The organism is Cupriavidus nantongensis, assembly GCF_041726985.1.
GTDB classification, from domain to species: Bacteria; Pseudomonadota; Gammaproteobacteria; order Burkholderiales; family Burkholderiaceae; genus Cupriavidus; species Cupriavidus nantongensis_A.
The window spans coordinates 3,174,507-3,196,484 of sequence record NZ_CP168303.1 but is presented as its reverse complement, the minus strand read 5'-3'; the positions used below and the strand labels follow the sequence as shown (position 1 = coordinate 3,196,484).

Annotated in this window: 32 protein-coding genes; 29 read left to right on the top strand and 3 right to left on the bottom strand. The window is 64.4% G+C overall.

Going from position 1 to position 21,978, the window contains the following annotated elements:
* The 27 genes from rplB (at position 1) to dsbD (ending at position 15,171) form a co-directional block, all read left to right on the top strand.
* Positions 1-831, top strand: a complete 831-nt coding sequence (gene rplB, locus ACEI37_RS26090; RefSeq protein WP_012354139.1) for a 50S ribosomal protein L2 — start codon at positions 1-3, stop codon at positions 829-831.
* 22 nt (positions 832-853) lie between these two features.
* Complete coding sequence (gene rpsS, locus ACEI37_RS26085) at positions 854-1,129, top strand: 30S ribosomal protein S19 (RefSeq protein ID WP_012354138.1); 276 nt, start codon at positions 854-856, stop codon at positions 1,127-1,129.
* Positions 1,130-1,138: 9 nt separating this feature from the next.
* Positions 1,139-1,468 carry a 50S ribosomal protein L22 gene (rplV, locus tag ACEI37_RS26080; RefSeq protein ID WP_010812393.1) on the top strand — a complete coding sequence of 110 codons (330 nt, stop codon included), beginning with the start codon at positions 1,139-1,141 and terminating at the stop codon, positions 1,466-1,468.
* A gap of 9 nt (positions 1,469-1,477) precedes the next feature.
* Positions 1,478-2,275, top strand: coding sequence for a 30S ribosomal protein S3 (gene rpsC / locus ACEI37_RS26075; protein ID WP_010812392.1), 798 nt, complete (start codon positions 1,478-1,480; stop codon positions 2,273-2,275).
* A gap of 2 nt (positions 2,276-2,277) precedes the next feature.
* Positions 2,278-2,694, top strand: coding sequence for a 50S ribosomal protein L16 (gene rplP / locus ACEI37_RS26070; RefSeq protein ID WP_010812391.1), 417 nt, complete (start codon positions 2,278-2,280; stop codon positions 2,692-2,694).
* A gap of 11 nt (positions 2,695-2,705) precedes the next feature.
* Positions 2,706-2,900, top strand: coding sequence for a 50S ribosomal protein L29 (gene rpmC, locus ACEI37_RS26065; RefSeq protein WP_008642937.1), 195 nt, complete (start codon positions 2,706-2,708; stop codon positions 2,898-2,900).
* Positions 2,897-3,175 (top strand): 30S ribosomal protein S17, encoded by a 279-nt coding sequence (rpsQ, locus tag ACEI37_RS26060; protein ID WP_010812389.1) that lies wholly within the window; start codon positions 2,897-2,899, stop codon positions 3,173-3,175. The genes rpmC and rpsQ overlap by 4 nt, the downstream gene beginning before the upstream one ends.
* A gap of 281 nt (positions 3,176-3,456) precedes the next feature.
* Positions 3,457-3,825 (top strand): 50S ribosomal protein L14, encoded by a 369-nt coding sequence (gene rplN / locus ACEI37_RS26055; protein ID WP_010812388.1) that lies wholly within the window; start codon positions 3,457-3,459, stop codon positions 3,823-3,825.
* Positions 3,826-3,834: 9 nt separating this feature from the next.
* A complete protein-coding gene (rplX, locus tag ACEI37_RS26050) occupies positions 3,835-4,143 on the top strand; it encodes a 50S ribosomal protein L24 (RefSeq protein WP_010812387.1) in 309 nt (102 codons plus the stop codon).
* A gap of 25 nt (positions 4,144-4,168) precedes the next feature.
* Complete coding sequence (rplE, locus tag ACEI37_RS26045; protein ID WP_010812386.1) at positions 4,169-4,711, top strand: 50S ribosomal protein L5; 543 nt, start codon at positions 4,169-4,171, stop codon at positions 4,709-4,711.
* A 9-nt stretch (positions 4,712-4,720) separates the two neighbouring features.
* Entirely contained in the window at positions 4,721-5,026 is a 306-nt protein-coding gene (gene rpsN / locus ACEI37_RS26040; protein WP_010812385.1) for a 30S ribosomal protein S14, read from the top strand.
* A 27-nt stretch (positions 5,027-5,053) separates the two neighbouring features.
* Complete coding sequence (gene rpsH / locus ACEI37_RS26035) at positions 5,054-5,449, top strand: 30S ribosomal protein S8 (RefSeq protein ID WP_010812384.1); 396 nt, start codon at positions 5,054-5,056, stop codon at positions 5,447-5,449.
* 10 nt (positions 5,450-5,459) lie between these two features.
* Positions 5,460-5,993: a 50S ribosomal protein L6 gene (gene rplF, locus ACEI37_RS26030; RefSeq protein WP_062801964.1), complete on the top strand. Its 534-nt coding sequence runs from the start codon at positions 5,460-5,462 to the stop codon at positions 5,991-5,993.
* An 11-nt stretch (positions 5,994-6,004) separates the two neighbouring features.
* Positions 6,005-6,361, top strand: a complete 357-nt coding sequence (gene rplR / locus ACEI37_RS26025) for a 50S ribosomal protein L18 (protein WP_062802262.1) — start codon at positions 6,005-6,007, stop codon at positions 6,359-6,361.
* A 21-nt stretch (positions 6,362-6,382) separates the two neighbouring features.
* Positions 6,383-6,901: a 30S ribosomal protein S5 gene (gene rpsE / locus ACEI37_RS26020; protein ID WP_006160449.1), complete on the top strand. Its 519-nt coding sequence runs from the start codon at positions 6,383-6,385 to the stop codon at positions 6,899-6,901.
* Positions 6,902-6,911: 10 nt separating this feature from the next.
* The gene (gene rpmD / locus ACEI37_RS26015) at positions 6,912-7,094 is read left to right on the top strand and encodes a 50S ribosomal protein L30 (protein WP_010812381.1); all 183 of its coding nucleotides are present in this window, start codon (positions 6,912-6,914) and stop codon (positions 7,092-7,094) included.
* Positions 7,095-7,113: 19 nt separating this feature from the next.
* A complete protein-coding gene (rplO, locus tag ACEI37_RS26010) occupies positions 7,114-7,548 on the top strand; it encodes a 50S ribosomal protein L15 (RefSeq protein ID WP_012354135.1) in 435 nt (144 codons plus the stop codon).
* A gap of 47 nt (positions 7,549-7,595) precedes the next feature.
* Entirely contained in the window at positions 7,596-8,939 is a 1,344-nt protein-coding gene (gene secY, locus ACEI37_RS26005; protein ID WP_062801963.1) for a preprotein translocase subunit SecY, read from the top strand.
* Between the two features lie 23 nt (positions 8,940-8,962).
* On the top strand, positions 8,963-9,181 hold the full coding sequence (infA, locus tag ACEI37_RS26000) for a translation initiation factor IF-1 (protein ID WP_010812378.1): 219 nt from the start codon (positions 8,963-8,965) through the stop codon (positions 9,179-9,181).
* 31 nt (positions 9,182-9,212) lie between these two features.
* Positions 9,213-9,329, top strand: coding sequence for a 50S ribosomal protein L36 (gene rpmJ, locus ACEI37_RS25995; RefSeq protein WP_008642959.1), 117 nt, complete (start codon positions 9,213-9,215; stop codon positions 9,327-9,329).
* 19 nt (positions 9,330-9,348) lie between these two features.
* Complete coding sequence (gene rpsM, locus ACEI37_RS25990) at positions 9,349-9,714, top strand: 30S ribosomal protein S13 (RefSeq protein WP_010812377.1); 366 nt, start codon at positions 9,349-9,351, stop codon at positions 9,712-9,714.
* Positions 9,715-9,738: 24 nt separating this feature from the next.
* Positions 9,739-10,137 (top strand): 30S ribosomal protein S11, encoded by a 399-nt coding sequence (gene rpsK, locus ACEI37_RS25985; RefSeq protein ID WP_010812376.1) that lies wholly within the window; start codon positions 9,739-9,741, stop codon positions 10,135-10,137.
* Positions 10,138-10,439: 302 nt separating this feature from the next.
* On the top strand, positions 10,440-11,063 hold the full coding sequence (gene rpsD, locus ACEI37_RS25980) for a 30S ribosomal protein S4 (protein ID WP_012354133.1): 624 nt from the start codon (positions 10,440-10,442) through the stop codon (positions 11,061-11,063).
* 165 nt (positions 11,064-11,228) lie between these two features.
* The gene (locus tag ACEI37_RS25975; protein WP_010812374.1) at positions 11,229-12,209 is read left to right on the top strand and encodes a DNA-directed RNA polymerase subunit alpha; all 981 of its coding nucleotides are present in this window, start codon (positions 11,229-11,231) and stop codon (positions 12,207-12,209) included.
* Between the two features lie 135 nt (positions 12,210-12,344).
* The gene (gene rplQ, locus ACEI37_RS25970) at positions 12,345-12,740 is read left to right on the top strand and encodes a 50S ribosomal protein L17 (RefSeq protein ID WP_373378719.1); all 396 of its coding nucleotides are present in this window, start codon (positions 12,345-12,347) and stop codon (positions 12,738-12,740) included.
* Positions 12,741-12,865: 125 nt separating this feature from the next.
* Positions 12,866-13,258, top strand: a complete 393-nt coding sequence (cutA, locus tag ACEI37_RS25965) for a divalent-cation tolerance protein CutA (RefSeq protein WP_373378718.1) — start codon at positions 12,866-12,868, stop codon at positions 13,256-13,258.
* Complete coding sequence (gene dsbD / locus ACEI37_RS25960) at positions 13,255-15,171, top strand: protein-disulfide reductase DsbD (RefSeq protein ID WP_373378717.1); 1,917 nt, start codon at positions 13,255-13,257, stop codon at positions 15,169-15,171. Before cutA ends, dsbD begins: the two co-directional genes overlap by 4 nt.
* 31 nt (positions 15,172-15,202) lie before the next feature.
* On the opposite strand, the gene ACEI37_RS25955 is transcribed toward dsbD, so the two are convergent.
* From ACEI37_RS25955 to yihA, 3 genes are all read right to left on the bottom strand, one after another.
* Positions 15,203-16,414, bottom strand: coding sequence for a magnesium transporter CorA family protein (locus ACEI37_RS25955; protein WP_373378716.1), 1,212 nt, complete (start codon positions 16,412-16,414; stop codon positions 15,203-15,205).
* Between the two features lie 17 nt (positions 16,415-16,431).
* Positions 16,432-17,424 carry a porphobilinogen synthase gene (hemB, locus tag ACEI37_RS25950; protein ID WP_373378715.1) on the bottom strand — a complete coding sequence of 331 codons (993 nt, stop codon included), beginning with the start codon at positions 17,422-17,424 and terminating at the stop codon, positions 16,432-16,434.
* Between the two features lie 247 nt (positions 17,425-17,671).
* Positions 17,672-18,373 carry a ribosome biogenesis GTP-binding protein YihA/YsxC gene (yihA, locus tag ACEI37_RS25945; protein WP_373378714.1) on the bottom strand — a complete coding sequence of 234 codons (702 nt, stop codon included), beginning with the start codon at positions 18,371-18,373 and terminating at the stop codon, positions 17,672-17,674.
* Between the two features lie 498 nt (positions 18,374-18,871).
* Here yihA and ACEI37_RS25940 point away from each other — a divergent pair, with 498 nt between their 5' ends.
* Both ACEI37_RS25940 and ACEI37_RS25935 read left to right on the top strand, forming a co-directional pair.
* Entirely contained in the window at positions 18,872-19,531 is a 660-nt protein-coding gene (locus ACEI37_RS25940; protein WP_373380320.1) for a cytochrome c, read from the top strand.
* A gap of 188 nt (positions 19,532-19,719) precedes the next feature.
* Positions 19,720-21,939: a cytochrome c biogenesis protein ResB gene (locus ACEI37_RS25935; RefSeq protein WP_373378713.1), complete on the top strand. Its 2,220-nt coding sequence runs from the start codon at positions 19,720-19,722 to the stop codon at positions 21,937-21,939.
* Positions 21,940-21,978: the final 39 nt, after the last annotated feature.

Below are 21,978 nucleotides of genomic sequence, written 5' to 3'. Positions count from 1 at the left end.
ATGGCACTCGTCAAGACCAAGCCGACTTCCCCGGGTCGTCGCTCGATGGTGAAGGTGGTCAACAAGGACCTTCACAAGGGCACCCCGTACGCGCCGCTGCTGGAAAAGCAATTCCAGAAGTCGGGCCGTAACAACAATGGTCATATCACCACCCGCCACAAGGGCGGTGGTCATAAGCACCACTACCGCGTGGTCGACTTCAAGCGCAACGACAAGGACGGCATCCCCGCCAAGGTCGAGCGCCTGGAATACGATCCGAACCGCAGCGCCAACATCGCGCTGGTCGTGTTCGCCGACGGCGAGCGCCGCTACATCATCGCCACCAAGGGCATGGTTGCCGGCCAGCAGCTGCTGAACGGCTCGGAAGCGCCGATCAAGGCCGGTAACAACCTGCCGATCCGCAACATTCCGGTCGGTACCACGATCAACAACGTGGAAATGCTGCCGGGCAAGGGCGCCCAGATCGCACGCGCCGCAGGCGGCTCCGCCGTGCTGCTGGCCCGCGAAGGCCTGTACGCCCAGGTTCGCCTGCGCTCCGGCGAAGTGCGCCGCGTGCACATCGAGTGCCGCGCCACCGTTGGTGAAGTGGGCAACGAAGAGCACAGCCTGCGCGTCATCGGCAAGGCCGGTGCGACCCGCTGGCGCGGTATTCGCCCGACGGTCCGTGGTGTCGTGATGAACCCGGTCGACCACCCGCACGGTGGTGGTGAGGGCAAGACCGCTGCTGGTCGCGATCCGGTGTCGCCCTGGGGTACCCCGACCAAGGGTTACCGTACCCGCAGCAACAAGCGCACGGACAGCATGATCGTCCAGAAGCGCCACAAGCGTTAATCGGTAGGTAGGAGCTAAAGATATGACTCGTTCCGCTAAAAAGGGTCCGTTCTGCGACGCCCACCTGCTGAAGAAGGTGGAAGTTGCAACGAGCGGCAAGGACAAGAAGCCCATCAAGACGTGGTCGCGCCGCTCGACCATTCTGCCGGAGTTCATCGGCCTGACGATCGCCGTCCACAACGGCCGTCAACACGTGCCGGTGTACGTTACGGAAAACATGGTTGGCCACAAGCTCGGCGAATTTGCGATTACCCGCACGTTCAAGGGCCACGCGGCTGACAAGAAAGCGAAGAGGTAAGGTGCCATCATGGAAGTGAAAGCGATTCATCGCGGTGCCCGCATCTCCGCCCAGAAGACGCGCCTGGTCGCTGACCAGATCCGTGGTCTGCCGATCGAGCGCGCGCTCAACGTCCTGACGTTCAGCCCGAAAAAGGCTGCCGGGATCGTGAAGAAGGTGGTCGAATCGGCCATCGCCAACGCCGAGCACAACGAAGGCGCCGACATCGACGAACTGAAGGTCAAATCGATCTTCGTCGACAAGGCAACCTCGCTCAAGCGCTTCACGGCACGGGCAAAGGGCCGCGGCAACCGCATCGAGAAACAAACCTGTCACATCACTGTGACGCTCGGCAACTAAGGAGTCACGATGGGACAGAAGATTCATCCGACTGGCTTCCGTCTGGCTGTCAGCCGTAACTGGGCTTCGCGCTGGTACGCCAGCAACACGAAGTTCGCCGGCATGCTGAAGGAAGACATCGAAGTTCGCGACTTCCTGAAGAAGAAGCTCAAGAACGCATCGGTTGGCCGCGTCGTGATCGAGCGCCCCGCCCGCAATGCCCGCATCACCATTTACAGCTCGCGTCCGGGCGTGGTGATCGGCAAGAAGGGTGAGGACATCGAACTGCTGAAGGCCGAACTGCAGCGTCGCATGGGCGTGCCCGTGCACGTGAACATCGAGGAAATCCGCAAGCCGGAAACCGATGCTCAGCTGATCGCCGATTCGATCACCCAGCAGCTCGAGCGCCGCATCATGTTCCGCCGCGCCATGAAGCGCGCCATGCAGAACGCGATGCGCCTGGGCGCCCAGGGTATCAAGATCATGAGCGCCGGCCGTCTGAACGGTATCGAAATCGCACGTACCGAGTGGTACCGCGAAGGCCGCGTGCCCCTGCACACCCTGCGCGCCGACATCGACTACGGCTTCTCCGAAGCAGAAACCACCTACGGCATCATCGGTGTCAAGGTGTGGGTCTACAAGGGGGATCACCTCGGCCGCAATGACGCGCCGGTGGTGGAAGAGCCGCAAGACGACCGTCGTCGTCGCCCGGGTCGTCCGGAAGGCCGCCGCCGTGAAGGCGAAGGCCGTCCGGGTGGCAACCGCCGCGGCGGTGCCGGTGCCGGCCGCCGCGCTGCGCCTGGCGCAGATGCGAAGAGTGGAGAATAACGATGCTGCAACCTAAGCGCAGAAAATACCGCAAGGAGCAGAAAGGCCGCAACACGGGTAAGGCTACCCGTGGTAACGCCGTGTCTTTCGGCGAATTCGGCCTGAAGGCCATGGGCCGTGGCCGCCTGACGGCTCGTCAGATCGAGTCGGCACGTCGTGCGATGACCCGCCACATCAAGCGTGGCGGCCGCATCTGGATCCGGATTTTCCCGGACAAGCCGATCTCGAAGAAGCCCGCCGAAGTCCGTATGGGTAACGGCAAGGGCAATCCGGAGTACTACGTGGCTGAAATCCAGCCGGGCAAGATGCTGTACGAAATGGACGGTGTGAGCGAAGACCTGGCACGTGAGGCGTTCCGCCTCGCGGCTGCCAAGCTGCCGATCGCCACCAATTTCGTGGTGCGCCAGGTCGGGACGTAAGGAGAGCAGGGATGAAAGCATCCGAACTTCGCGGCAAGGACGCCGCAGGCCTGAACCAGGAGCTCTCCGAGCTGCTGAAGGCCCAATTTAGCCTGCGCATGCAAAAGGCAACCCAACAGCTGCAGAACACCAGCCAGCTGAAGAAGGTTCGCAAGGACATCGCGCGCGTGCAAACCGTGCTGACTGAAAAGGCGAACGCGAAATGACTGAAGCTGCACAAACGGAAAAGTCGCTTCGCCGCACCCTGGTCGGCCGTGTCGTGAGCGACAAGATGGACAAGACCGTTACGGTCTTGGTGGAAAACCGCGTCAAGCATCCCCTGTACGGCAAGTACGTGCTGCGTTCCAAGAAGTACCACGCGCACGACGAAGCCAACCAGTACAAGGAAGGCGACAAGGTCGAAATCCAGGAAGGCCGTCCGCTGTCGCGGACCAAGTCCTGGGTGGTTTCCCGGCTGGTAGAGGCTGCACGCGTCATCTAAGAACAACACGTTCTTAGCTTGACTTGCAAGTCCAGGATTATGTAGCTATAATCCTGGACTTCCGCTTTATTGCGTTCGCCTTAGCTGTACCACCCGGGCGGGCCTGTTGAGCGAGCCAGGGCCAGGCGGCTCCGATGTTTTCAGTCGGAAATTGCCGGGCTCCTACCGACTTCAAAGTTGATCAACCCATACGGTGCTGGCGCAAGGCCGGAACCGACGGGACCAAGACTGACCGACGGGCGCTATCGCACCTGGCGGATTAAGTTGGGAAGACAAACACCATGATTCAGACAGAAAGCCGGCTCGAAGTGGCCGATAACACTGGTGCGCGCGAAGTGCTGTGCATCAAGGTGCTGGGTGGCTCCAAGCGCCGCTACGCAAGCGTTGGCGACATCATCAAGGTGACCGTCAAGGACGCAGCGCCGCGCGGTCGCGTCAAGAAGGGCGACATCTACAACGCCGTCGTCGTGCGTACCGCCAAGGGCGTGCGCCGCGCTGACGGTTCGCTGATCAAGTTCGACGGCAACGCCGCCGTCCTGCTGAACAACAAGCTCGAGCCGATCGGCACCCGTATCTTCGGGCCGGTGACTCGTGAACTCCGTACCGAGCGCTTCATGAAGATCGTGTCGCTCGCTCCGGAAGTGCTGTAAGGAGCCGCCATGAACAAGATTCGCAAAGGCGACGAAGTCATCGTGCTGACCGGCAAGGACAAGGGCAAGCGCGGTACCGTGCAAGCCGTTCTCGGCGACAAGGTTGCGGTGCAAGGCGTGAACATCGCCAAGAAGCATGCCCGCCCGAACCCGATGCTGGGCACTACCGGTGGTGTGGTCGACAAGGTCATGCCGCTGCATATTTCCAACGTTGCGCTCGTGGATGCCAATGGCAAGCCGTCGCGCGTCGGCATCAAGGTGGAAGACGGCAAGCGGGTGCGCGTGCTGAAGACCACCGGCGCCGTCGTGGCAGCTTGATTCTGGGCACGTATAGGAGTTGAGCATGGCAGCACGTCTGCAAGAGTTTTACAAAGAACAGGTTGTGCCGAAGCTGATCGAGCAGTTCGGCTACAAGTCGGTCATGGAAGTGCCGCGCATCACCAAGATCACCCTGAACATGGGTCTTGGCGAAGCCATCAATGACAAGAAGATCATTGAAAACGCCGTGGGCGACCTGACCAAGATCGCCGGTCAGAAGCCGGTCGTGACGAAGGCCAAGAAGGCCATCGCCGGCTTCAAGATCCGCCAGGGCTACCCCATCGGTGCGATGGTGACCCTGCGCGGCGAGCGCATGTTCGAATTCCTCGATCGTTTCGTCACCGTGGCCCTGCCGCGCGTGCGTGACTTCCGTGGTGTGTCGGGCCGGTCGTTCGACGGTCGTGGCAACTACAACATCGGTGTGAAAGAGCAGATCATTTTCCCCGAAATCGAGTACGACAAGATCGACGCACTGCGTGGTCTGAACATCAGCATCACGACGACGGCAAAGAACGACGAGGAAGCCAAGGCCCTCCTCGGTGCGTTCAAGTTCCCGTTCCGCAATTAAGGGGTAACCGTGGCTAAACTGGCTCTGATTGAACGTGAGAAGAAGCGCGCCAAGCTGGTGGCAAAGTATGCCGCCAAGCGCGCCAACCTCAAGGCCATTATCGACGACCAAGAAAAGTCGGAAGAAGAGCGTTACAGCGCGCGTCTCGAGCTGCAACAGCTCCCGCGCAACGCGAACCCGACCCGCCAGCGCAACCGCTGCGCGATCACCGGTCGTCCCCGCGGTACCTTCCGCAAGTTTGGCCTGGCGCGTAACAAGATCCGCGAAATCGCCTTCAAGGGCGAAATCCCGGGTCTGACGAAAGCCAGCTGGTAATTACGCACAGGCTACAGGAGAAACAGTATGAGCATGAGCGATCCTATCGCCGATATGCTGACGCGCATCCGCAACGCCCAGGGCGTGCAGAAAGCGTCGGTTGTCATGCCGTCGTCGAAGCTGAAAGTGGCAATCGCCAAGGTCCTGAAGGACGAAGGCTATATCGACGACTACGCCGTCCAGGAAGATGGCGGCAAGGCACAACTGAGCATCGGTCTCAAGTACTACGCCGGCCGTCCGGTGATCGAGCGCATCGAGCGCGTCTCGAAGCCCGGCCTGCGCGTGTACAAGGGCCGCAGCGACATTCCGCAAGTGATGAACGGCCTCGGTGTGGCGATCATCTCGACCCCGCAGGGTCTGATGACCGACCGCAAGGCTCGCGCCACCGGCGTGGGCGGCGAAGTTCTCTGCTACGTCGCTTAAGGAGAGAACCATGTCCCGTGTAGGTAAGGCTCCCATCGCGCTCCCCAAGGGCGCGGAAGTGAACGTGGCAGCTGGCGTGCTCTCCGTGAAGGGCCCGCTGGGTACGCTGTCCCAGCCGATTCACAGCCTGGTCAAGGTCAATGTCGAGAACGACACGCTGACCTTCTCGCCGGCTGACGAGTCGCGTGAAGCAAACGCCCTGCAAGGCACCATGCGCGCCCTGGCGGCGAACATGGTCAAGGGCGTGACCACCGGTTTCGAGCGCAAGCTGAACCTCGTCGGCGTGGGCTATCGTGCCCAGCTGCAAGGCACTGCGCTGAAGCTCCAGCTTGGTTTCTCGCACGACGTGATCCATGAGATGCCGGAAGGCGTGAAGGCCGAAACGCCGACGCAGACCGAAATCCTGATCAAGGGTGCGGACAAGCAGAAAGTCGGTCAGGTTGCCGCGGAAGTCCGCGCGTACCGTCCGCCCGAGCCCTACAAGGGCAAGGGTGTGCGTTACAGCGACGAGCGCGTCATCCTGAAGGAAACCAAGAAGAAGTAAGGGGTGCAATGATGAACAAGAAAGACGCTCGTTTGCGCCGTGCACGTCAGACCCGCGCCAAGATCGCGGAGATGAAAGTCAATCGTCTGACCGTGTTCCGTACGAATTCGAACATTTACGCCCAGGTCTTCTCCGAGTGCGGCACCAAGGTGCTGGCTTCGGCTTCGACCGTCGAGGCAGAAGTGCGCAAGGAACTGGAAGGCAAGGGCGCTACCGCCGCTGCCGCTACCGTCGTGGGCAAGCGCATCGCCGAGAAGGCGAAGGCTGCCGGCGTGGAAACCGTGGCCTTCGATCGCGCCGGCTTCCGTTTCCATGGCCGCGTGAAGGCCCTGGCAGACGCCGCCCGCGAAGCTGGCCTGAAGTTCTAAGCGCATAGAGAGAGATACGTCATGGCAAAGATGCAAGCAAAAGTCCAACAGGACGAACGCGACGACGGCCTCCGCGAGAAGATGATCTCGGTCAACCGTGTCACCAAGGTGGTGAAGGGTGGCCGGATTCTCGGTTTCGCTGCGCTGACCGTGGTTGGTGACGGCGATGGCCGCATCGGCATGGGCAAGGGCAAGGCCAAGGAAGTGCCGGTCGCCGTTCAGAAGGCAATGGACGAAGCCCGTCGCAAGATGGTCAAGGTCTCGCTGAAGAACGGCACGCTGCAACACGAAGTCGTTGGCAAGCACGGCGCCGCCAAGGTGCTGATGATGCCCGCCAAGGAAGGTACCGGCGTGATCGCCGGCGGCCCGATGCGCGCGATCTTCGAAGTGATGGGTGTCACCAACGTGGTGACCAAGTCGCACGGCTCCACCAACCCGTACAACATGGTTCGCGCCACGCTGGACGGCCTTCAGAAGATGAGCACGCCGGGCGAAATCGCCGCCAAGCGTGGCAAGTCGGTCGAAGACATCCTGGGTTAAGGTGAACGCAATGTCGCAGAAAACCGTAAAAGTGCAACTCGTGCGCAGCCTGATCGGCACGCGCGAGGATCATCGCGCCACCGTTCGTGGCCTGGGCCTGCGCCGCATCAACTCGGTGTCGGAGCTGCAGGACACGCCCGCCGTGCGCGGCATGATCAACAAGGTCTCGTACCTGGTCAAGGTTCTGGCCTGATCGGGACTTGGAGAGCAAGATGCAACTGAACAACCTGAAACCGGCTGCCGGTTCGAAGCACGCCAAGCGTCGCGTCGGCCGCGGTATCGGCTCCGGCCTGGGCAAGACCGCCGGTCGCGGTCACAAGGGTCAGAAGTCGCGTTCGGGCGGCTTCCACAAGGTGGGCTTCGAAGGCGGCCAGATGCCGCTGTATCGTCGCCTGCCGAAGCGCGGCTTCACCTCGCTGACCAAGGCGTTCACCGCCGAAGTCACGCTGCGTGACATCGAGCGCCTGGAAGCGGCCGAAGTCGACCTGCTGGTCCTGAAGCAGGCTGGCCTGGTCGGCGACCTGGTCAAGAGCGCCAAGGTCATCAAGGCCGGCGAGCTGACCCGCAAGGTGACGATCAAGGGTCTGGGCGCCACCGCTGGCGCCAAGGCCGCGATCGAAGCCGCCGGCGGCCAGATCGCAGCCTGATACGGCAGCATTCATCGCAGCATAGGCAGTCATAGTCGGAGCATCGTTTGGCCACGGCGAAACCCAATGCAAGCGCGCAAGCCAGGAACACGGCGAAGTACGGCGACCTCAAGCGCCGGCTGATGTTCCTGGTGCTGGCCCTGATCGTGTACCGCATCGGCGCTCATATTCCGGTGCCCGGTATCGATCCGGAGCAGCTTGCGAAGCTTTTCCAGAGTCAGTCGGGTGGCATCCTCGGGATGTTCAACCTGTTCTCGGGCGGGGCGCTGTCGCGCTTTACCGTCTTCGCGCTCGGCATCATGCCGTACATCTCGGCGTCGATCATCATGCAGTTGCTGACGATCGTGCTGCCGCAGCTGGAGTCGCTGAAGAAGGAAGGGCAGGCAGGGCAGCGCAAGATCACGCAGTACACGCGCTACGGCACCGTGGTTCTGGCCACGTTCCAGGCGCTGTCGATTGCGGTCGCGCTGGAGTCGCAGCCCGGGCTGGTGCTGGATCCGGGCCTGATGTTCCGGGCCACGGCGGTGATCACGCTGGTGACCGGCACGATGTTCCTGATGTGGCTGGGTGAGCAGATCACCGAGCGCGGTCTGGGCAACGGCATCTCGATCATCATCTTCGGCGGTATCGCGGCGGGCCTGCCCAATGCGATCGGCGGACTGTTCGAACTGGTCCGCACGGGTTCCATGAGCATCATCGCGGCGATCTTCATCGTGGCGATCGTGATCGGTGTGACCTTCGCCGTGGTGTTCGTCGAGCGGGGCCAGCGCAAGATCCTGGTGAACTATGCCAAGCGTCAGGTCGGCAACAAGGTGTACGGCGGCCAGTCGTCGCACCTGCCGCTGAAGCTGAACATGGCAGGGGTGATTCCGCCGATCTTCGCATCGTCGATCATCCTGTTCCCGGCGACGATCGCGGGCTGGTTTACGTCTGACTCGACGGGTACGGTCGGCCGGTTCATCAAGGACCTGGCTGCCACGCTGTCGCCGGGCCAGCCGGTCTACATCCTGCTGTACGCTGCTGCGATTGTATTTTTCTGCTTCTTCTACACGGCCCTGGTGTACAACAGCCGTGAAGTGGCAGACAACCTGAAGAAAAGCGGTGCCTTCATTCCGGGCATTCGTCCGGGCGAGCAGACGACGCGCTATATCGACAAGATCCTGGTGCGTCTGACGCTGGCTGGTGCGATCTACATCACACTGGTCTGCCTGTTGCCGGAATTCCTGGTGCTGCGCTGGAACGTTCCGTTCTATTTCGGCGGAACCTCCCTGCTGATCATCGTGGTCGTCACGATGGACTTCATGGCCCAGGTTCAGTCCTATGTCATGTCGCAGCAGTATGAGTCGCTGCTGAAGAAGGCGAATTTCAAGGGCAATCTGACCTTGCGCTGACTTCGGATCGGTACAGGCTAGGTATGGCTAAAGACGACGTCATCCAGATGCAGGGGGAGGTCCTGGAAAACCTGCCCAATGCGACGTTCCGAGTCAAGCTGGAGAATGGCCACGTAGTGCTGGGCCATATCTCCGGCAAGATGAGAATGAACTACATCCGGATCCTTCCGGGTGACAAGGTGACGGTCGAGCTGACCCCATATGATCTGTCGCGCGCACGAATCGTCTTCCGGACGAAGTGAGCGAACAGGAATTGAAGGAAAGAGGAAAATTATGAAAGTGCTGGCTTCTGTTAAGCGCATTTGCCGCAACTGCAAAATCATCAAGCGCAACGGTGTCGTGCGCGTGATCTGCTCGTCGGATCCCCGCCACAAGCAACGCCAAGGCTAATCGGAAAGAGGATTGACGAATGGCACGTATCGCAGGGGTTAACATCCCGAACCACAAGCACACCGAAATCGGCCTGACGGCCATTTATGGTGTCGGCCGCTCGCGCGCTCGCAAGATTTGCGAGGCCACCGGTGTACCGTTTGACAAGAAGGTCAAGGATCTGACCGACGCCGACCTGGAAAAGCTTCGTGACGAAGTGGGCAAGGTCACGGTCGAGGGTGACCTGCGTCGTGAAACCACGATGAACATCAAGCGTCTGATGGACCTTGGTTGCTATCGTGGCATGCGTCACCGCAAGGGCCTGCCGATGCGCGGCCAGCGTACGCGCACCAACGCCCGTACCCGCAAGGGTCCGCGCAAGGCCGGCGTGGCTCTGAAGAAGTAAAGCCGAAGGCAGAGGAAGAAACTAATGGCAAAAGGTCCGAATAACGCCGCTCGCGCGCGTAAAAAGGTCAAGAAGAACGTTGCCGACGGCATTGCGCACGTCCACGCCTCGTTCAACAACACCATCATCACGATCACCGACCGCCAGGGCAACGCCCTGTCGTGGGCGACCGCCGGTGGCCAGGGCTTCAAGGGTTCGCGCAAGTCGACCCCGTTCGCTGCCCAGGTTGCTGCCGAGAACGCCGGCCGCGTGGCGCAAGACCAGGGCATCAAGAACCTGGAAGTGCGCATCAAGGGCCCCGGCCCGGGTCGTGAATCGGCTGTCCGCGCGCTGAACGCGCTGGGCATCAAGATCGCGATCATCGAAGACGTCACGCCGATTCCGCACAACGGCTGCCGTCCGCCGAAGCGCCGCCGCATCTGATGCGTTGACGTGTCCGCAGCCGGCGGGTTTACCTGCCGGTTTCGGATATGGTAGTATCGCGCGTTGACCTGCTGCATTTTAATGCGGCAGGTTTTCGTTTTGCGCCGGAGCAGTGTCTTTTGAGGCACATTGCAGTCCCGGCGTATTGGTAAATGCTTGCAGCGACGCCTCCCGCAACGGAGCGCGCTTAATAAGCCCACCGTCCGTCACGGTCTGGCGCGTGCCTAGGCACCGCGGCAGCACTGCGTTGGCGGACTCACGGCGCGTCCTGAAGGCGCCGTGATCGATCAAAGGAAGACAACGTGGCACGTTATACCGGCCCGAAGGCCAAACTTTCCCGCCGTGAAGGCACCGACCTGTTCCTGAAGAGCTCGCGCCGCTCGCTGGCCGACAAGTGCAAGCTGGACAGCAAGCCGGGCCAGCATGGACGCACCTCGGGTGCCCGCACCTCCGACTACGGCAACCAGCTGCGCGAAAAGCAGAAGGTCAAGCGCATCTACGGCGTGCTCGAGCGCCAGTTCCGCCGCTACTTCGCCGAAGCCGACCGCCGCAAGGGCAACACCGGCGAAAACCTGCTGCAACTGCTGGAATCGCGCCTGGACAACGTGGTGTACCGCATGGGCTTTGGCTCGACCCGCGCTGAAGCGCGCCAGCTGGTGTCGCACAAGGCGATCCTGGTGAACGGCCAGACCCTGAACGTGCCGTCGGCGCAGATCAAGTCGGGCGACGTCATCACCATCCGCGAGCAGTCGAAGAAGCAGGTCCGTATCGCCGAAGCGCTGTCGCTGGCCGAGCAGTCGGGCTTCCCGACCTGGGTCGCCGTGGATGCCAAGAAGTTCGAAGGCACCTTCAAGCAAGTGCCGGATCGCGCCGATATCTCGGGCGACATCAACGAAAGCCTGATCGTCGAACTGTACTCGCGTTAATCCGCGAGCATCCGGCCCAGAGCTTGCGTTCGTCGCAAAGCTTCTCCTTCAGCCCGACGCGCTTCGCGCGCGTCGGGCTTCGCCCATCGTTACGATGGGATTTCCAGGTTCCAAACGTCAGCCTTATCGGTGTAACGAGCCGAGGGTATTGAAAAGGACAACCTAATGCAAACAGCACTCCTCAAGCCAAAAATCATCGCCGTCGAGCCTCTGGGCGACCATCACGCCAAAGTCGTGATGGAGCCGTTCGAGCGCGGCTACGGCCATACGCTCGGTAACGCCCTGCGTCGCGTGCTGCTGTCGTCGATGGTCGGTTATGCCCCGACCGAAGTCACGATCGCTGGGGTGGTCCACGAATATTCCACCATCGACGGCGTGCAGGAAGACGTCGTCAACCTGCTGCTCAACCTGAAGGGCGTGGTGTTCAAGCTGCACAACCGTGATGAAGTCACGGTGTCGCTGCGCAAGGATGGCGAAGGCGTGGTCACCGCCGCCGATATCGAGCTGCCGCACGACGTCGAGATCATCAACCCGAACCACGTGATCGCCCATCTGTCGGCCGGCGGCAAGCTGGACATGCAGATCAAGGTCGAGCAGGGCCGTGGCTATGTGCCGGGCAACGTGCGCAAGTTCGGCGACGAATCCGGCAAGGTCATCGGCCGCATCGTGCTGGACGCCTCGTTCTCGCCGGTGCGCCGCGTGTCGTACGCCGTGGAATCCGCCCGTGTCGAGCAGCGTACCGACCTCGACAAGCTGGTGATGAACATCGAAACCGACGGCGTGATCTCGCCCGAAGAAGCGATCCGCCAGTCGGCCCGCATCCTGGTCGACCAGCTGTCCGTGTTCGCCGCGCTGGAAGGCACCGAGTCGGCCGCCGAGGCCGCTTCGAGCCGCACGCCGCAGATCGACCCGATCCTGCTGCGCCCGGTCGACGACCTGGAGCTGACGGTGCGTTCGGCCAACTGCCTGAAGGCCGAAAACATCTACTACATCGGCGACCTGATCCAGCGTACCGAGAACGAACTGCTCAAGACCCCGAACCTGGGTCGCAAGTCGCTCAACGAGATCAAGGAAGTCCTCGCCTCGCGTGGCCTGACCCTCGGCATGAAGCTCGAGAACTGGCCGCCCGCAGGTCTGGAGAAGTAATCGTGGCGCGGGGCCTCCGTCCCGCACCGCAGCAACCGCCCCGGCTTCGGCCGGGGCATGTATGACTACCGGCCCGCGTCCAGCCGCATCGGACGATAGAAGAGCTGGTCAAACACTTAACTGAAAGGAATCATCATGCGTCACCGTCATGGTCTGCGGAAACTGAACCGCACCTCGTCGCACCGTCTCGCGATGCTGCGCAACATGTCCAACTCGCTGTTCCAGCACGAGCTGATCAAGACCACCGTGCCCAAGGCCAAGGAACTGCGCAAGGTCGTCGAGCCGCTGATCACGCTGGCCAAGAAGGACACCGTTGCCAACCGCCGCCTGGCGTTCGCCCGCCTGCGCGACCGCGACATGGTCACCAAGCTGTTCACCGAACTGGGCCCGCGCTACGCTGCCCGTCCGGGCGGCTACACCCGCATCCTGAAGTTCGGCTTCCGTCAGGGCGACAACGCGCCGATGGCGCTGGTCGAGCTGGTGGATCGTCCGGAAATCACCGAAGCCCCGGCCGAAGAAGCCGCGGAATAAGTGCGTTTCCTGCCCGCTGCCGTCGCGCGACGGTTCCGGGCACACCGCTTACAATCGAGCCAGGCATCCGCCTGGCTCTTTTGTTTTGTGCGGGTCGGCGGTGGCCGGCCGCGGGGAGAGTGTCGATGCAAAGCCATACCGACAATGCTGGTCCGGACGAGGTGCTCGTCGTCGTCACCAATGCGCCCGATGCGGATACCGCGGCGCGCTTGTCGCGGGCCGTGCTGCAGGCGCGTGCCGCTGCCTGCGTGAACCGTCTGGCGCCGGTCGAATCCGAGTACTGGTGGCAGGGCAAGCTCGAGCAGGCGCAGGAATGGCCGCTGCTGATCAAGACCACGCGCGCGCGCTACGCTGCGCTCGAGGCCGTGATCCGGCAACATCACCCCTATGACGTGCCGGAGCTGCTCGCGTGGCCCGTATCAGCGGGCTACGGGCCCTACCTGCAATGGGTGCGCAGCGAGACCACCGGCGCGCAGGCAGCATCCCAGGATCAAAGCAAACAGGAATCGGCTTCATGAACATCGGATTGGCACGGCGGGCAGGCATGCCCGGGCAGGGATGGGCGCGGCATATTGCCGCAGCGCTGCTGGCAGCGCTGGCCTGGCTGTGCCTGGCGGGCAGCCTCCACGCCGCCACCGAGGACGACTTCCTGCCGCCTGAGCAAGCCTTTCGCTTCGCCGCCAGCCAGCCTGACGACAAGACCATCGAAGTGCGCTTCGAGGTCGCGCCCGGCTACTACATGTACCGCGAGCGCTTCGCCTTCGCTGCGCAGCCGGCCGGGGTGAAGCTGGGCGCGCCGGCCTACCCGCAGGGCAAGGTCAAGTTCGACGAGACCTTCGGCAAGGAGATGGAGACCTACCGCGACAGCGTGGTCATCCGCGTGCCGGTCGAGGCCGCGCCAGCCGATGGCAAATGGACGCTGACGGTGACCTCGCAGGGCTGCGCCGACAAGGGCCTGTGCTATCCGCCGATGGAAAGCGTTTACAAGGTGGGCGGCAGCGCGCTGGCCGACCTGTTCGGCAAGCGCGGCCGCAGCGACGCCCCGGCGGCCGAGCCGGTTCCGGTGCCCGCGGTTCCCGCAGTACCGGGTTCGGCCGCGACCCTGCGCGCCGACGACAGCGACCGCATTGCCGGCGCGCTGGCCAGCCGCAATCTGGGCCTGATCGGCGCGCTGTTCTTCGGCCTGGGCCTGCTGCTGACCTTTACCCCATGCGTGCTGCCGATGGTGCCGATCCTGTCGTCGATCGTGGTGGGTGAGCACGTCACGCGCGGCCGCGCGTTGCTGGTGTCGCTGGCCTATGTGCTGGGCATGGCGGTGGTGTACACCGCGGTCGGCGTGGCCGCGGGCCTGCTCGGCGAGGGGCTGTCGGCCGCGCTGCAGACGCCCTGGGTGCTGGGCGCCTTCGCGGCCCTGATGGTGGCGCTGGCGCTGTCGATGTTCGGCCTGTACGAGCTGCAGCTGCCACAGCGCTGGCAGACCCGGCTGACGGAATCGTCCAACCGCCGCCAGGGCGGGCAGGTGGCCGGCGCCGCGGCGATGGGGGCGATCTCGGCGCTGATCGTCGGGCCTTGCGTGACGGCGCCGCTGGCGGGCGCGCTGGCCTATATCGCGCAGAGCCGCGATGCGGTGATCGGCGGCGCGGCCCTGTTTGCGATGGCGCTTGGCATGGGCGTGCCGCTGGTGCTGGTGGGCGTGGGTGCGGGCAACCTGCTGCCGCGCGCCGGTCGCTGGATGGAGGTGACCAAGCGCTTCTTCGGCTTCCTGCTGCTGGGCGTGGCGCTGTGGATGCTGGGGCCGGTGCTGCCGGCGTGGACCACGATGCTGCTGCTGGCGGCGCTGCTGCTGGTGGCGGCGGTGTTTCTCGGCGCCTTCGACGGGCTGGGGCCGGATCCGCGCAACGTGGTGCGGGTGGGCAAGGGCGTGGGCGTGCTGTTTGCCATCGCCGCCGCGATCGTGTTGATCGGCGTGGCTTCGGGCGGACGGGACCCGCTGCAGCCGCTGTCGCACCTGAGCGTGGCGCGCAGTGGCGGCGAAAGCGCCGGCAGTGCGGAGGCGGTGCGCTTCGAGCGCGTGCGCAGCGTGGCCGAACTCGACGCCCGCGTGGCGCAGGCCGCCGCCGCGGGCAAGCCGGTGCTGCTGGATTTCTATGCCGACTGGTGCGTCAGCTGCAAGGAAATGGAGCGCATGACCTTCGTCGATCCGCGCGTGCGCGCGCGGCTGTCGGAGATCGTGCTGCTGCAGGCGGACGTGACCGCCAACAATGCCGACGACAAGGCCCTGCTCAAGCGCTTCGGGCTGTTCGGGCCGCCTGGCATCATCCTGTTCGGCCCGGACGGGCGCGAGCGCCCGGTGCGCGTGATCGGCTACCAGTCGGCCAACCGCTTCCTGGAAAGCCTGGAGCGCGCGTTCGGTACGCGCACGCGTACCTGAAGCGTACCCCGGGGCGTACCCTGGCCTGCGGCTAGCGCTCCAGCTGCCGCGCCACGCCCCACAACGCCGCCAGTACCACCGCCACCGCGCCCATCAGGCCGATCGACCACCAGAAGCCCTGCGGCTCCTGCAGCCAGGGCATGCGGTCGAAGTTCATGCCGAACACGCCGGTGATCAGCGTCAGCGGCATGAACAGCGCCGTGATCAGCGTCAGCGCGCGCATGGTGCGGTTGGTCCGGTGCGCCACCGCCGAGAAGTGGATCTGCACCGCCGATTCGATCGAATCCTCCAGCCGGCGCGCATGCGCCAGCACCCGCTGGATATGCTCCATCACGTCGTTGATGCGCACCAGCAGCACCTCGTCGCGCCCTGGCGCATTGGCTGCGCCGCCGGGCTGGTCGCTGCTGTAGCGGTTGTCGAGCAGGCTGTCGCGGAATTCCTGCAGCGCGTCGCGCTGCTCCTCGCTCAGGTGCTCCAGCTTGCGCAGCTGGATGCGCGCATCGAGCAGCCCTTCCCAGCTGGAGAAACTGCGGCGCGAGTTCAGCAGCGCGCGCTGCCAGCGGTCGAGCTGGCGCGTCAGCGGCGCGCGCAGTTCCAGGTAGCGGTCGACCATGGCGTTGAGCAGCCGCAGCATCAGGTCCTCGGGCCGGCTGGGCGGGCGGATGCCGTGCAGCAGCGACTGGCCGTTGCCGCGCGCGGGCGCGGCTTGTGGACGCGGGGCCTGGCACAGCTCGAGCAAGCGCTGGCGCACCTGGTCGATGGTGCGCGACGGCCCGGAGCGCACCGTCACCAGCACGGTGTCGAACATGAAGAACGTGACCGGCTGCGTGTCGATTTTGGCCAGCGCCGGCAGGAAGCCGGGCGCATGACGCTTCTGGCGGGCCGCTGCGTCGGTCATGGCCGGCTTCGCGGCGCTGGCGGCATCCGGCGGCTCGGCCTCGGCAATGGCGCGGCTGGTCTCGAAGGTCAGCTTGCGGAAGATCACCATGTCGTACGCATGGGTCGTATCGAAGTACGACGGATGCGAGGCGTTGGTGGCGTCAGCCAGGTGTAGGTCAAGGATGGGCGCGCCGGAAAGCTTGCGCACCTGCTCGCGCCAGGCGTCGGGCGCCGCGGTGACTTCTTCGGTGGAAAAATCCGCCCACACGAACAGCGATGCGGCATTGCCTGACAGAAAGCTGCCCGCCTCGGTGAGCGAGGCGAGCGAGTGTACCTGGCTCGCCGAGAAACCTAGCAACTCCATGCGCCGTCCGTCGGCCGTCAGGCCTGCAGCAGCCGCGCGGCGTCGCGGGCGAAATAGGTCAGGATCCCGTCGGCACCGGCGCGGCGGAACGCCAGCAGCGATTCCATCATCACCTTGTCGTGGTCCAGCCAGCCGTTCTGCGCGGCGGCCTTGAGCATCGCGTACTCGCCGCTGACCTGGTACACGTAGGTCGGGAAGCGGAACTCGTCCTTGACCCGGCGCACGATGTCCAGGTACGGCATGCCGGGCTTGACCATCACCATGTCGGCGCCTTCCAGGATGTCCTGCGCCACTTCGCGCAGGGCCTCGTCGGTGTTGGCCGGATCCATCTGGTAGGTCATCTTGTCGCCCTTGCCCAGGTTGGCGGCCGAGCCCACCGCGTCGCGGAACGGGCCGTAGAACGCCGACGCGTACTTGGCCGAGTAGGCCATGATGCGGGTATGGATATGGCCGTTGTCTTCCAGCGCGGTGCGCACCGCGCCGATGCGGCCGTCCATCATGTCGGACGGCGCGACGATATCGACTCCGGCCTCGGCCTGCGCCAGCGCCTGGCGCACCAGGATCTCCACGGTCGCATCGTTGATCACGTAGCCGTTGTCGTCGAGCACGCCGTCCTGGCCATGGCTGGTGTACGGGTCGAGTGCCACGTCGCACAGCACGCCCAGTTCGGGGAAGCGGTCCTTGAGCGCGCGCACGGCGCGCGGCACCAGCCCGTCGGGGTTGGTCGCCTCGATGCCGTCGGGCGTCTTCAGCGACGGGTCGATCACCGGGAACAGCGCCAGCACCGGGATGCCGAGCTTGACGCAATCTTCTGCCACCGGCATCAGCAGGTCGACCGAGACGCGCTCCACGCCCGGCATCGACGCCACGGCCTGGCGCTGGTTGTGGCCGTCGAGGATAAAGACCGGGTAGATCAGGTTGTCCGGGGACAGGCGATGCTCGCGCATCATGCGGCGGGAGAAATCATCGCGGCGCATGCGGCGCGGGCGGAACTCGGGGAAGGTGGACATGGCGGCTTCTGGTCGGAAGAGGACGAAATGCAGGGCCGGCAAGCACGGCGCGCGCAGCGTCATGCGGCTGGCCGAAGAAAAACTAAACTTTTGTGCGTGCCCGCCATCATACTCGCGGACACTTTGCGTTGCGCGCTGCGTGGCGCGGTGTTCCCCGCTACTCCTCCCTGAGCGGGTACCCGCCCCCACGGCGGGAAAGTTTGTCCCCGTTGCTTGCGACGGGGCTTTTTTTTGGTTCTTCGAAGAATTACGCGGACGGATTGGACGGAGGCGGCACCGGGTTCGCGGCGCTGGCCTCGCGTTCCACCTTCTGCGCTTCCGGCAGGTTCAGCCAGCCGGCGATCACGCGCTGCGCCTCCTCGATGCCGCGGCGCTTGAGGCTGGAGAACAGCTGCGCCGTCATCGGCACCGGCGTTTCCATCTGCTCGGCATAGCCTTGCAGCATCTTGCGGGTTTCGCGCAGGGCCTTGGCGTTGTCGCTTTGGGTGAGCTTGTCCGCCTTGGTCAGCAGCACGTGGATCGGTCGTCCGGTGGGCAGGAACCACTCGACCATCTGGCAATCGAGATCCGTGAACGGCCGGCGCGCGTCCATCATCAGGATCAGGCCGGCGAGCTGCTGGCGGGTCTGCACGTAATCGCTCAGCAGTCCCTGCCAGTGGTACTTGGCCGAGCCCGAGACCTCGGCATAGCCGTAGCCCGGCAGGTCGACCAGGAACGCAAGCGGGTCCGGCGCCTTGACCGGCGCCACCGAGAAATAGTTGATGTGCTGCGTGCGTCCGGGCGTGCGCGACGAGAACGCCAGCCGCTTCTGGTTGCACAGGATGTTGATTGCCGTGGACTTGCCGGCGTTGGAGCGGCCGGCAAATGCCACTTCGGGCACGGCCGTGGCGGGCAGGTCGCGCAGGTGGTTCACGGTGATGAAGAAGCGGGCCTGGTGAAGAAGGGACATGCGCTAGAGCGGTGGGGCGGGGCCGCGGAGGGCGCGCGCAAGCGCGTGCCGGGGCCGGGGTCTCGCCAGGGTGGGATGGCTGCGGCCTGGGCCGCCCGCCGGGTTGATCTGGCGCAGCCCGAAGCGGGCACGACAGGGCGCAAGGCATCAATCCGGCACATAACTTATTGTACAATACGCCGGTTTACGGTCTCCTGAGCGGGTGACGCGTGGCATCCATGCCGCGTGCCTCGGCTGCCGTCGTCCGGGCGGGAAGCCTAGTGTGTCGTTCCATCGTGGGCAAGGCCTTGCCCCGCATTGCGCATTGCACCGAACGGTGCGGCGGCTGCGGAAGCGGGCTGGCGGGGTCTGCCGCCACGGCCAGCGTTGCGCGGATCGGTCAGCCGCACGCGGGTCGCCACGATTCCCAGCCTTTTGCACCGGCGCGTCCTCACCGCCGGCAAAGCGCCGGAGCGGCACGCATCACGATATCCAAAACAATTCAGAGAAGGTGTGCGAATGAACCGCATTGCGAAGATTCTGGGTGTCCTGGCTCTGGCCGTTCCTGCCGCCGCCCTGTCCGGTCTGGCATCTGCCGCAGAGCAGGTCGCCGTGAAGGCGGACCCGGCCAAGGGTGAAACGCTGTACACGCAAGGTGCCCCCGATCGCAATGTGCCCGCCTGCCTGAGCTGCCACGGTGCCGCCGGCAACAGCGCGGCCGCCGCCAATCCCAAGCTGGCCGCGCAGCATCCCGAGTATGTCCACAAGCAGCTGGCCGACTTCAAGGCCAAGGCACGCAACAACGCGATCATGGTGCCGATGGCGTCGGTGCTGACCGACGAGGAAATGCGCAACGTCGGCGCTTATCTGGCCAAGCAGTCGCTCAAGCCGGCCACCGCGAAGAACAAGGACAGCATCGAAGCCGGCCAGAAGATCTACCGCGCCGGCATCGCCGCCAAGGGCGTGCCGGCCTGCGCCGCCTGCCATGGCCCCGCCGGCGCAGGCATTCCGGCGCAGTACCCGCGCATCGGCGGCCAGTGGGCCGACTATACCGAGGCACAACTGGTGGCATTCCGCCAGGGCACCCGCAAGAACAACCCGGTCATGACGACCATCGCCGCCAAGATGTCGGATGCCGAGATCAAGGCGGTGGCGGACTACGTCGCCGGGGTTCGCTGACGATCCGGGATTCCGCGACGCTGGCGCCTTTGCGCGCCGGCGCATCGGTTGAGCGGCCGCCGCCGGATGGCGCGGCCAGCCATGCAACCGAACGCGCTTGTCACAATCGAAAAGGGTGGCCTGCTTGCCAAAGCATGTCCACCCTTTATTCATTTCCAGGCCGTACGCTGTTTTAGGTTTCACTGCACATGTCGACCGCTTCCACTTCAGGGCTGCACCTGAAGACCTCTCACCGCGTGCTGCGCGACGCGGTCGAATTGTTGTCCTCGATGCGCTTTGCGATCGCGCTGCTGACGGTGATCTCCATCGCCAGCGTGATTGGCACCGTGCTCAAGCAGAACGAGCCGTATCCCAACTACGTCAACCAGTTCGGACCGTTCTGGGCCGATGTGTTTCACACGCTGTCGCTGCAGAAGGTTTACGGATCGTGGTGGTTCCTGCTGATCCTGGCCTTCCTGGTGGTGTCCACCAGCCTGTGCCTGGTGCGCAACGCGCCCAAGATGATCGCGGACATGCGCTCGTGGAAGGACCATGTGCGCGAGCGCAGCCTGCGCGCCTTCCACCATCGCGGCGAGTTCGACGGCGCGCGTGCCCGCACCGAGGCCGTCAGCCGGCTGACGGCGTTGCTGCGCAACCGCGGCTACCGCGTCAAGGCGGTCGAGCATGACGGCGCCACCCTGCTTGCGGCCAAGGCCGGCGCCGCCAACAAGGCCGGCTACATCCTGGCGCACACCGCCATCGTGGTGATCTGCATCGGCGGCCTGCTCGACGGCGACCTGCTGATCCGGGCGCAGATGTGGCTGGGCGACAAGACCCCGATCCGCGGCAACGCGGTGATCAGCGAGATCCCGCCACAGCACCGGCTGTCGGTGAACAACCCAGGCTTCCGTGGCAACGCCTACGTGCCCGAGGGCTCGACCGTGTCCACGGCGATTCTCAATATTGCCGACGGAGCGCTGGTGCAGGACCTGCCGTTCGCGATCACGCTGAAGAAGTTCAAGGTCGACTTCTACGAGACCGGCATGCCCAAGCTGTTTGCCTCGGACGTGATCGTGACCGACCGCGCCACCGGCAAGCGTACCGAGGCCACCATCAAGGTGAACGAGCCGCTGATCGTCGACGGCATCGCCATCTACCAGTCCAGCTTCGAGGACGGCGGCTCGCGCCTGAAGTTCGTCGGCTACCCGATGCAGGGCAGCGGCCATGCCACCTTCACCATCGACGGCGCGGTGGGCGGCAACAAGCCGCTGGCCGGCACCGGCACCAGCGCGGACAGCGACGGACTGACGGTGGAGTTCAGCGACTTCCGGCTGATGAATATCGAGAACGTCACCGACGCCTCGGGCAAGCCCGATGCGCGCGGCGTGGCGCGCAAGTCCTTCAACGAAACGCTGGACAAGCATCTCGGCGCCGCCGCCAGCACCGACCGCGCCAAGACCCTGCGCAATGTCGGCCCGTCGGTGCAGTACAAGCTGCGCGACCGCACCGGACAGGCGCGCGAGTACAACAACTACATGGTGCCGGTGCAGATGGACGGCCAGTCGGTGTTCCTGGCCGGCATGCGCGAGTCGCCCAGCGAGCAGTTCCGCTACCTGCGCATTCCCGCCGACGACCAGGGCAGCGTGGCCGACTGGATGCGCCTGCGTGCCGCGCTGCAGGACCGTGCACTGCGCGGCGAGGCCGCACGCCGCTTTGCGCTGGCGTCGATGCCCGGCGACGACAAGGCCGAGCTGCGCCGGCAACTGGCCGAAAGCGCGCTGCGCGCGCTCGACCTGTTCGCGGGCGCGACCCGCCCCACGCCGGATTCGCCGCCGGGTGGCTTCACCGCCATCGCCGCCTTCCTGGAAAAGTCCGTGCCGCCGGCCGAGCAGCAGAAGGCCGCCGACGTGCTGCTGAAAATCCTGAACGGCTCGATGTGGGAGTTGTGGCAACTGGCGCGCGCGCAGGACAAGCTGCCGGTTGTGGCCAACAGTGCCCAGAGCGGTGCCTTCCTGCAGCAGGCCATCAATGCGCTGTCGGATAGTTTCTTCTACGGCGCGCCGGTGTTCCTGCAGCTCGACGACTTCCAGGAAATCAAGGCCAGCGTGTTCCAGCTGACCCGTGCGCCGGGCAAGAACATCGTGTATCTTGGCTGTCTGCTGCTGGTGCTGGGCGTGTTCGCGATGTTCTATATCCGCGAGCGCCGGGTCTGGATCTGGGTGAAGGACAAGTCCACCGACCCGTCTGCCGGCCAGCCCGCCGCGGGCAACGCCGCCGACGGCGATGCCGGCAGCCAAGTGCTGATGGCGATGTCGACCCAGCGCCGCACCATGGATTTCGAGAAGGAATTCACGGCACTGCGCGACGACATCGGCCGCGCCGCAGGGGGCCGCAGCGCGACCCCGGAGCCCGCCGGCACACCCCACTGAATGAGCTGGTACGCTATGTCCTCTAATGTGAACCAGGCC

What these genes read in the sequence shown, in the direction of transcription:
- rplB (WP_012354139.1), top strand. Translation starts at nt 1, where the DNA reads ATGGCACTCGTCAAGACCAAGCCGACTTCCCCGGGTCGTCGCTCGATG.
- rpsS (WP_012354138.1), top strand. Translation starts at nt 854, where the DNA reads ATGACTCGTTCCGCTAAAAAGGGTCCGTTCTGCGACGCCCACCTGCTG.
- rplV (WP_010812393.1), top strand. Translation starts at nt 1,139, where the DNA reads ATGGAAGTGAAAGCGATTCATCGCGGTGCCCGCATCTCCGCCCAGAAG.
- rpsC (WP_010812392.1), top strand. Translation starts at nt 1,478, where the DNA reads ATGGGACAGAAGATTCATCCGACTGGCTTCCGTCTGGCTGTCAGCCGT.
- rplP (WP_010812391.1), top strand. Translation starts at nt 2,278, where the DNA reads ATGCTGCAACCTAAGCGCAGAAAATACCGCAAGGAGCAGAAAGGCCGC.
- rpmC (WP_008642937.1), top strand. Translation starts at nt 2,706, where the DNA reads ATGAAAGCATCCGAACTTCGCGGCAAGGACGCCGCAGGCCTGAACCAG.
- rpsQ (WP_010812389.1), top strand. Translation starts at nt 2,897, where the DNA reads ATGACTGAAGCTGCACAAACGGAAAAGTCGCTTCGCCGCACCCTGGTC.
- rplN (WP_010812388.1), top strand. Translation starts at nt 3,457, where the DNA reads ATGATTCAGACAGAAAGCCGGCTCGAAGTGGCCGATAACACTGGTGCG.
- rplX (WP_010812387.1), top strand. Translation starts at nt 3,835, where the DNA reads ATGAACAAGATTCGCAAAGGCGACGAAGTCATCGTGCTGACCGGCAAG.
- rplE (WP_010812386.1), top strand. Translation starts at nt 4,169, where the DNA reads ATGGCAGCACGTCTGCAAGAGTTTTACAAAGAACAGGTTGTGCCGAAG.
- rpsH (WP_010812384.1), top strand. Translation starts at nt 5,054, where the DNA reads ATGAGCATGAGCGATCCTATCGCCGATATGCTGACGCGCATCCGCAAC.
- rplF (WP_062801964.1), top strand. Translation starts at nt 5,460, where the DNA reads ATGTCCCGTGTAGGTAAGGCTCCCATCGCGCTCCCCAAGGGCGCGGAA.
- rplR (WP_062802262.1), top strand. Translation starts at nt 6,005, where the DNA reads ATGAACAAGAAAGACGCTCGTTTGCGCCGTGCACGTCAGACCCGCGCC.
- rpsE (WP_006160449.1), top strand. Translation starts at nt 6,383, where the DNA reads ATGGCAAAGATGCAAGCAAAAGTCCAACAGGACGAACGCGACGACGGC.
- rpmD (WP_010812381.1), top strand. Translation starts at nt 6,912, where the DNA reads ATGTCGCAGAAAACCGTAAAAGTGCAACTCGTGCGCAGCCTGATCGGC.
- rplO (WP_012354135.1), top strand. Translation starts at nt 7,114, where the DNA reads ATGCAACTGAACAACCTGAAACCGGCTGCCGGTTCGAAGCACGCCAAG.
- infA (WP_010812378.1), top strand. Translation starts at nt 8,963, where the DNA reads ATGGCTAAAGACGACGTCATCCAGATGCAGGGGGAGGTCCTGGAAAAC.
- rpmJ (WP_008642959.1), top strand. Translation starts at nt 9,213, where the DNA reads ATGAAAGTGCTGGCTTCTGTTAAGCGCATTTGCCGCAACTGCAAAATC.
- rpsM (WP_010812377.1), top strand. Translation starts at nt 9,349, where the DNA reads ATGGCACGTATCGCAGGGGTTAACATCCCGAACCACAAGCACACCGAA.
- rpsK (WP_010812376.1), top strand. Translation starts at nt 9,739, where the DNA reads ATGGCAAAAGGTCCGAATAACGCCGCTCGCGCGCGTAAAAAGGTCAAG.
- ACEI37_RS25975 (WP_010812374.1), top strand. Translation starts at nt 11,229, where the DNA reads ATGCAAACAGCACTCCTCAAGCCAAAAATCATCGCCGTCGAGCCTCTG.
- rplQ (WP_373378719.1), top strand. Translation starts at nt 12,345, where the DNA reads ATGCGTCACCGTCATGGTCTGCGGAAACTGAACCGCACCTCGTCGCAC.
- cutA (WP_373378718.1), top strand. Translation starts at nt 12,866, where the DNA reads ATGCAAAGCCATACCGACAATGCTGGTCCGGACGAGGTGCTCGTCGTC.
- dsbD (WP_373378717.1), top strand. Translation starts at nt 13,255, where the DNA reads ATGAACATCGGATTGGCACGGCGGGCAGGCATGCCCGGGCAGGGATGG.
- ACEI37_RS25955 (WP_373378716.1), bottom strand. Translation starts at nt 16,414, where the DNA reads ATGGAGTTGCTAGGTTTCTCGGCGAGCCAGGTACACTCGCTCGCCTCG.
- hemB (WP_373378715.1), bottom strand. Translation starts at nt 17,424, where the DNA reads ATGTCCACCTTCCCCGAGTTCCGCCCGCGCCGCATGCGCCGCGATGAT.
- yihA (WP_373378714.1), bottom strand. Translation starts at nt 18,373, where the DNA reads ATGTCCCTTCTTCACCAGGCCCGCTTCTTCATCACCGTGAACCACCTG.
- ACEI37_RS25940 (WP_373380320.1), top strand. Translation starts at nt 18,872, where the DNA reads ATGAACCGCATTGCGAAGATTCTGGGTGTCCTGGCTCTGGCCGTTCCT.
- ACEI37_RS25935 (WP_373378713.1), top strand. Translation starts at nt 19,720, where the DNA reads ATGTCGACCGCTTCCACTTCAGGGCTGCACCTGAAGACCTCTCACCGC.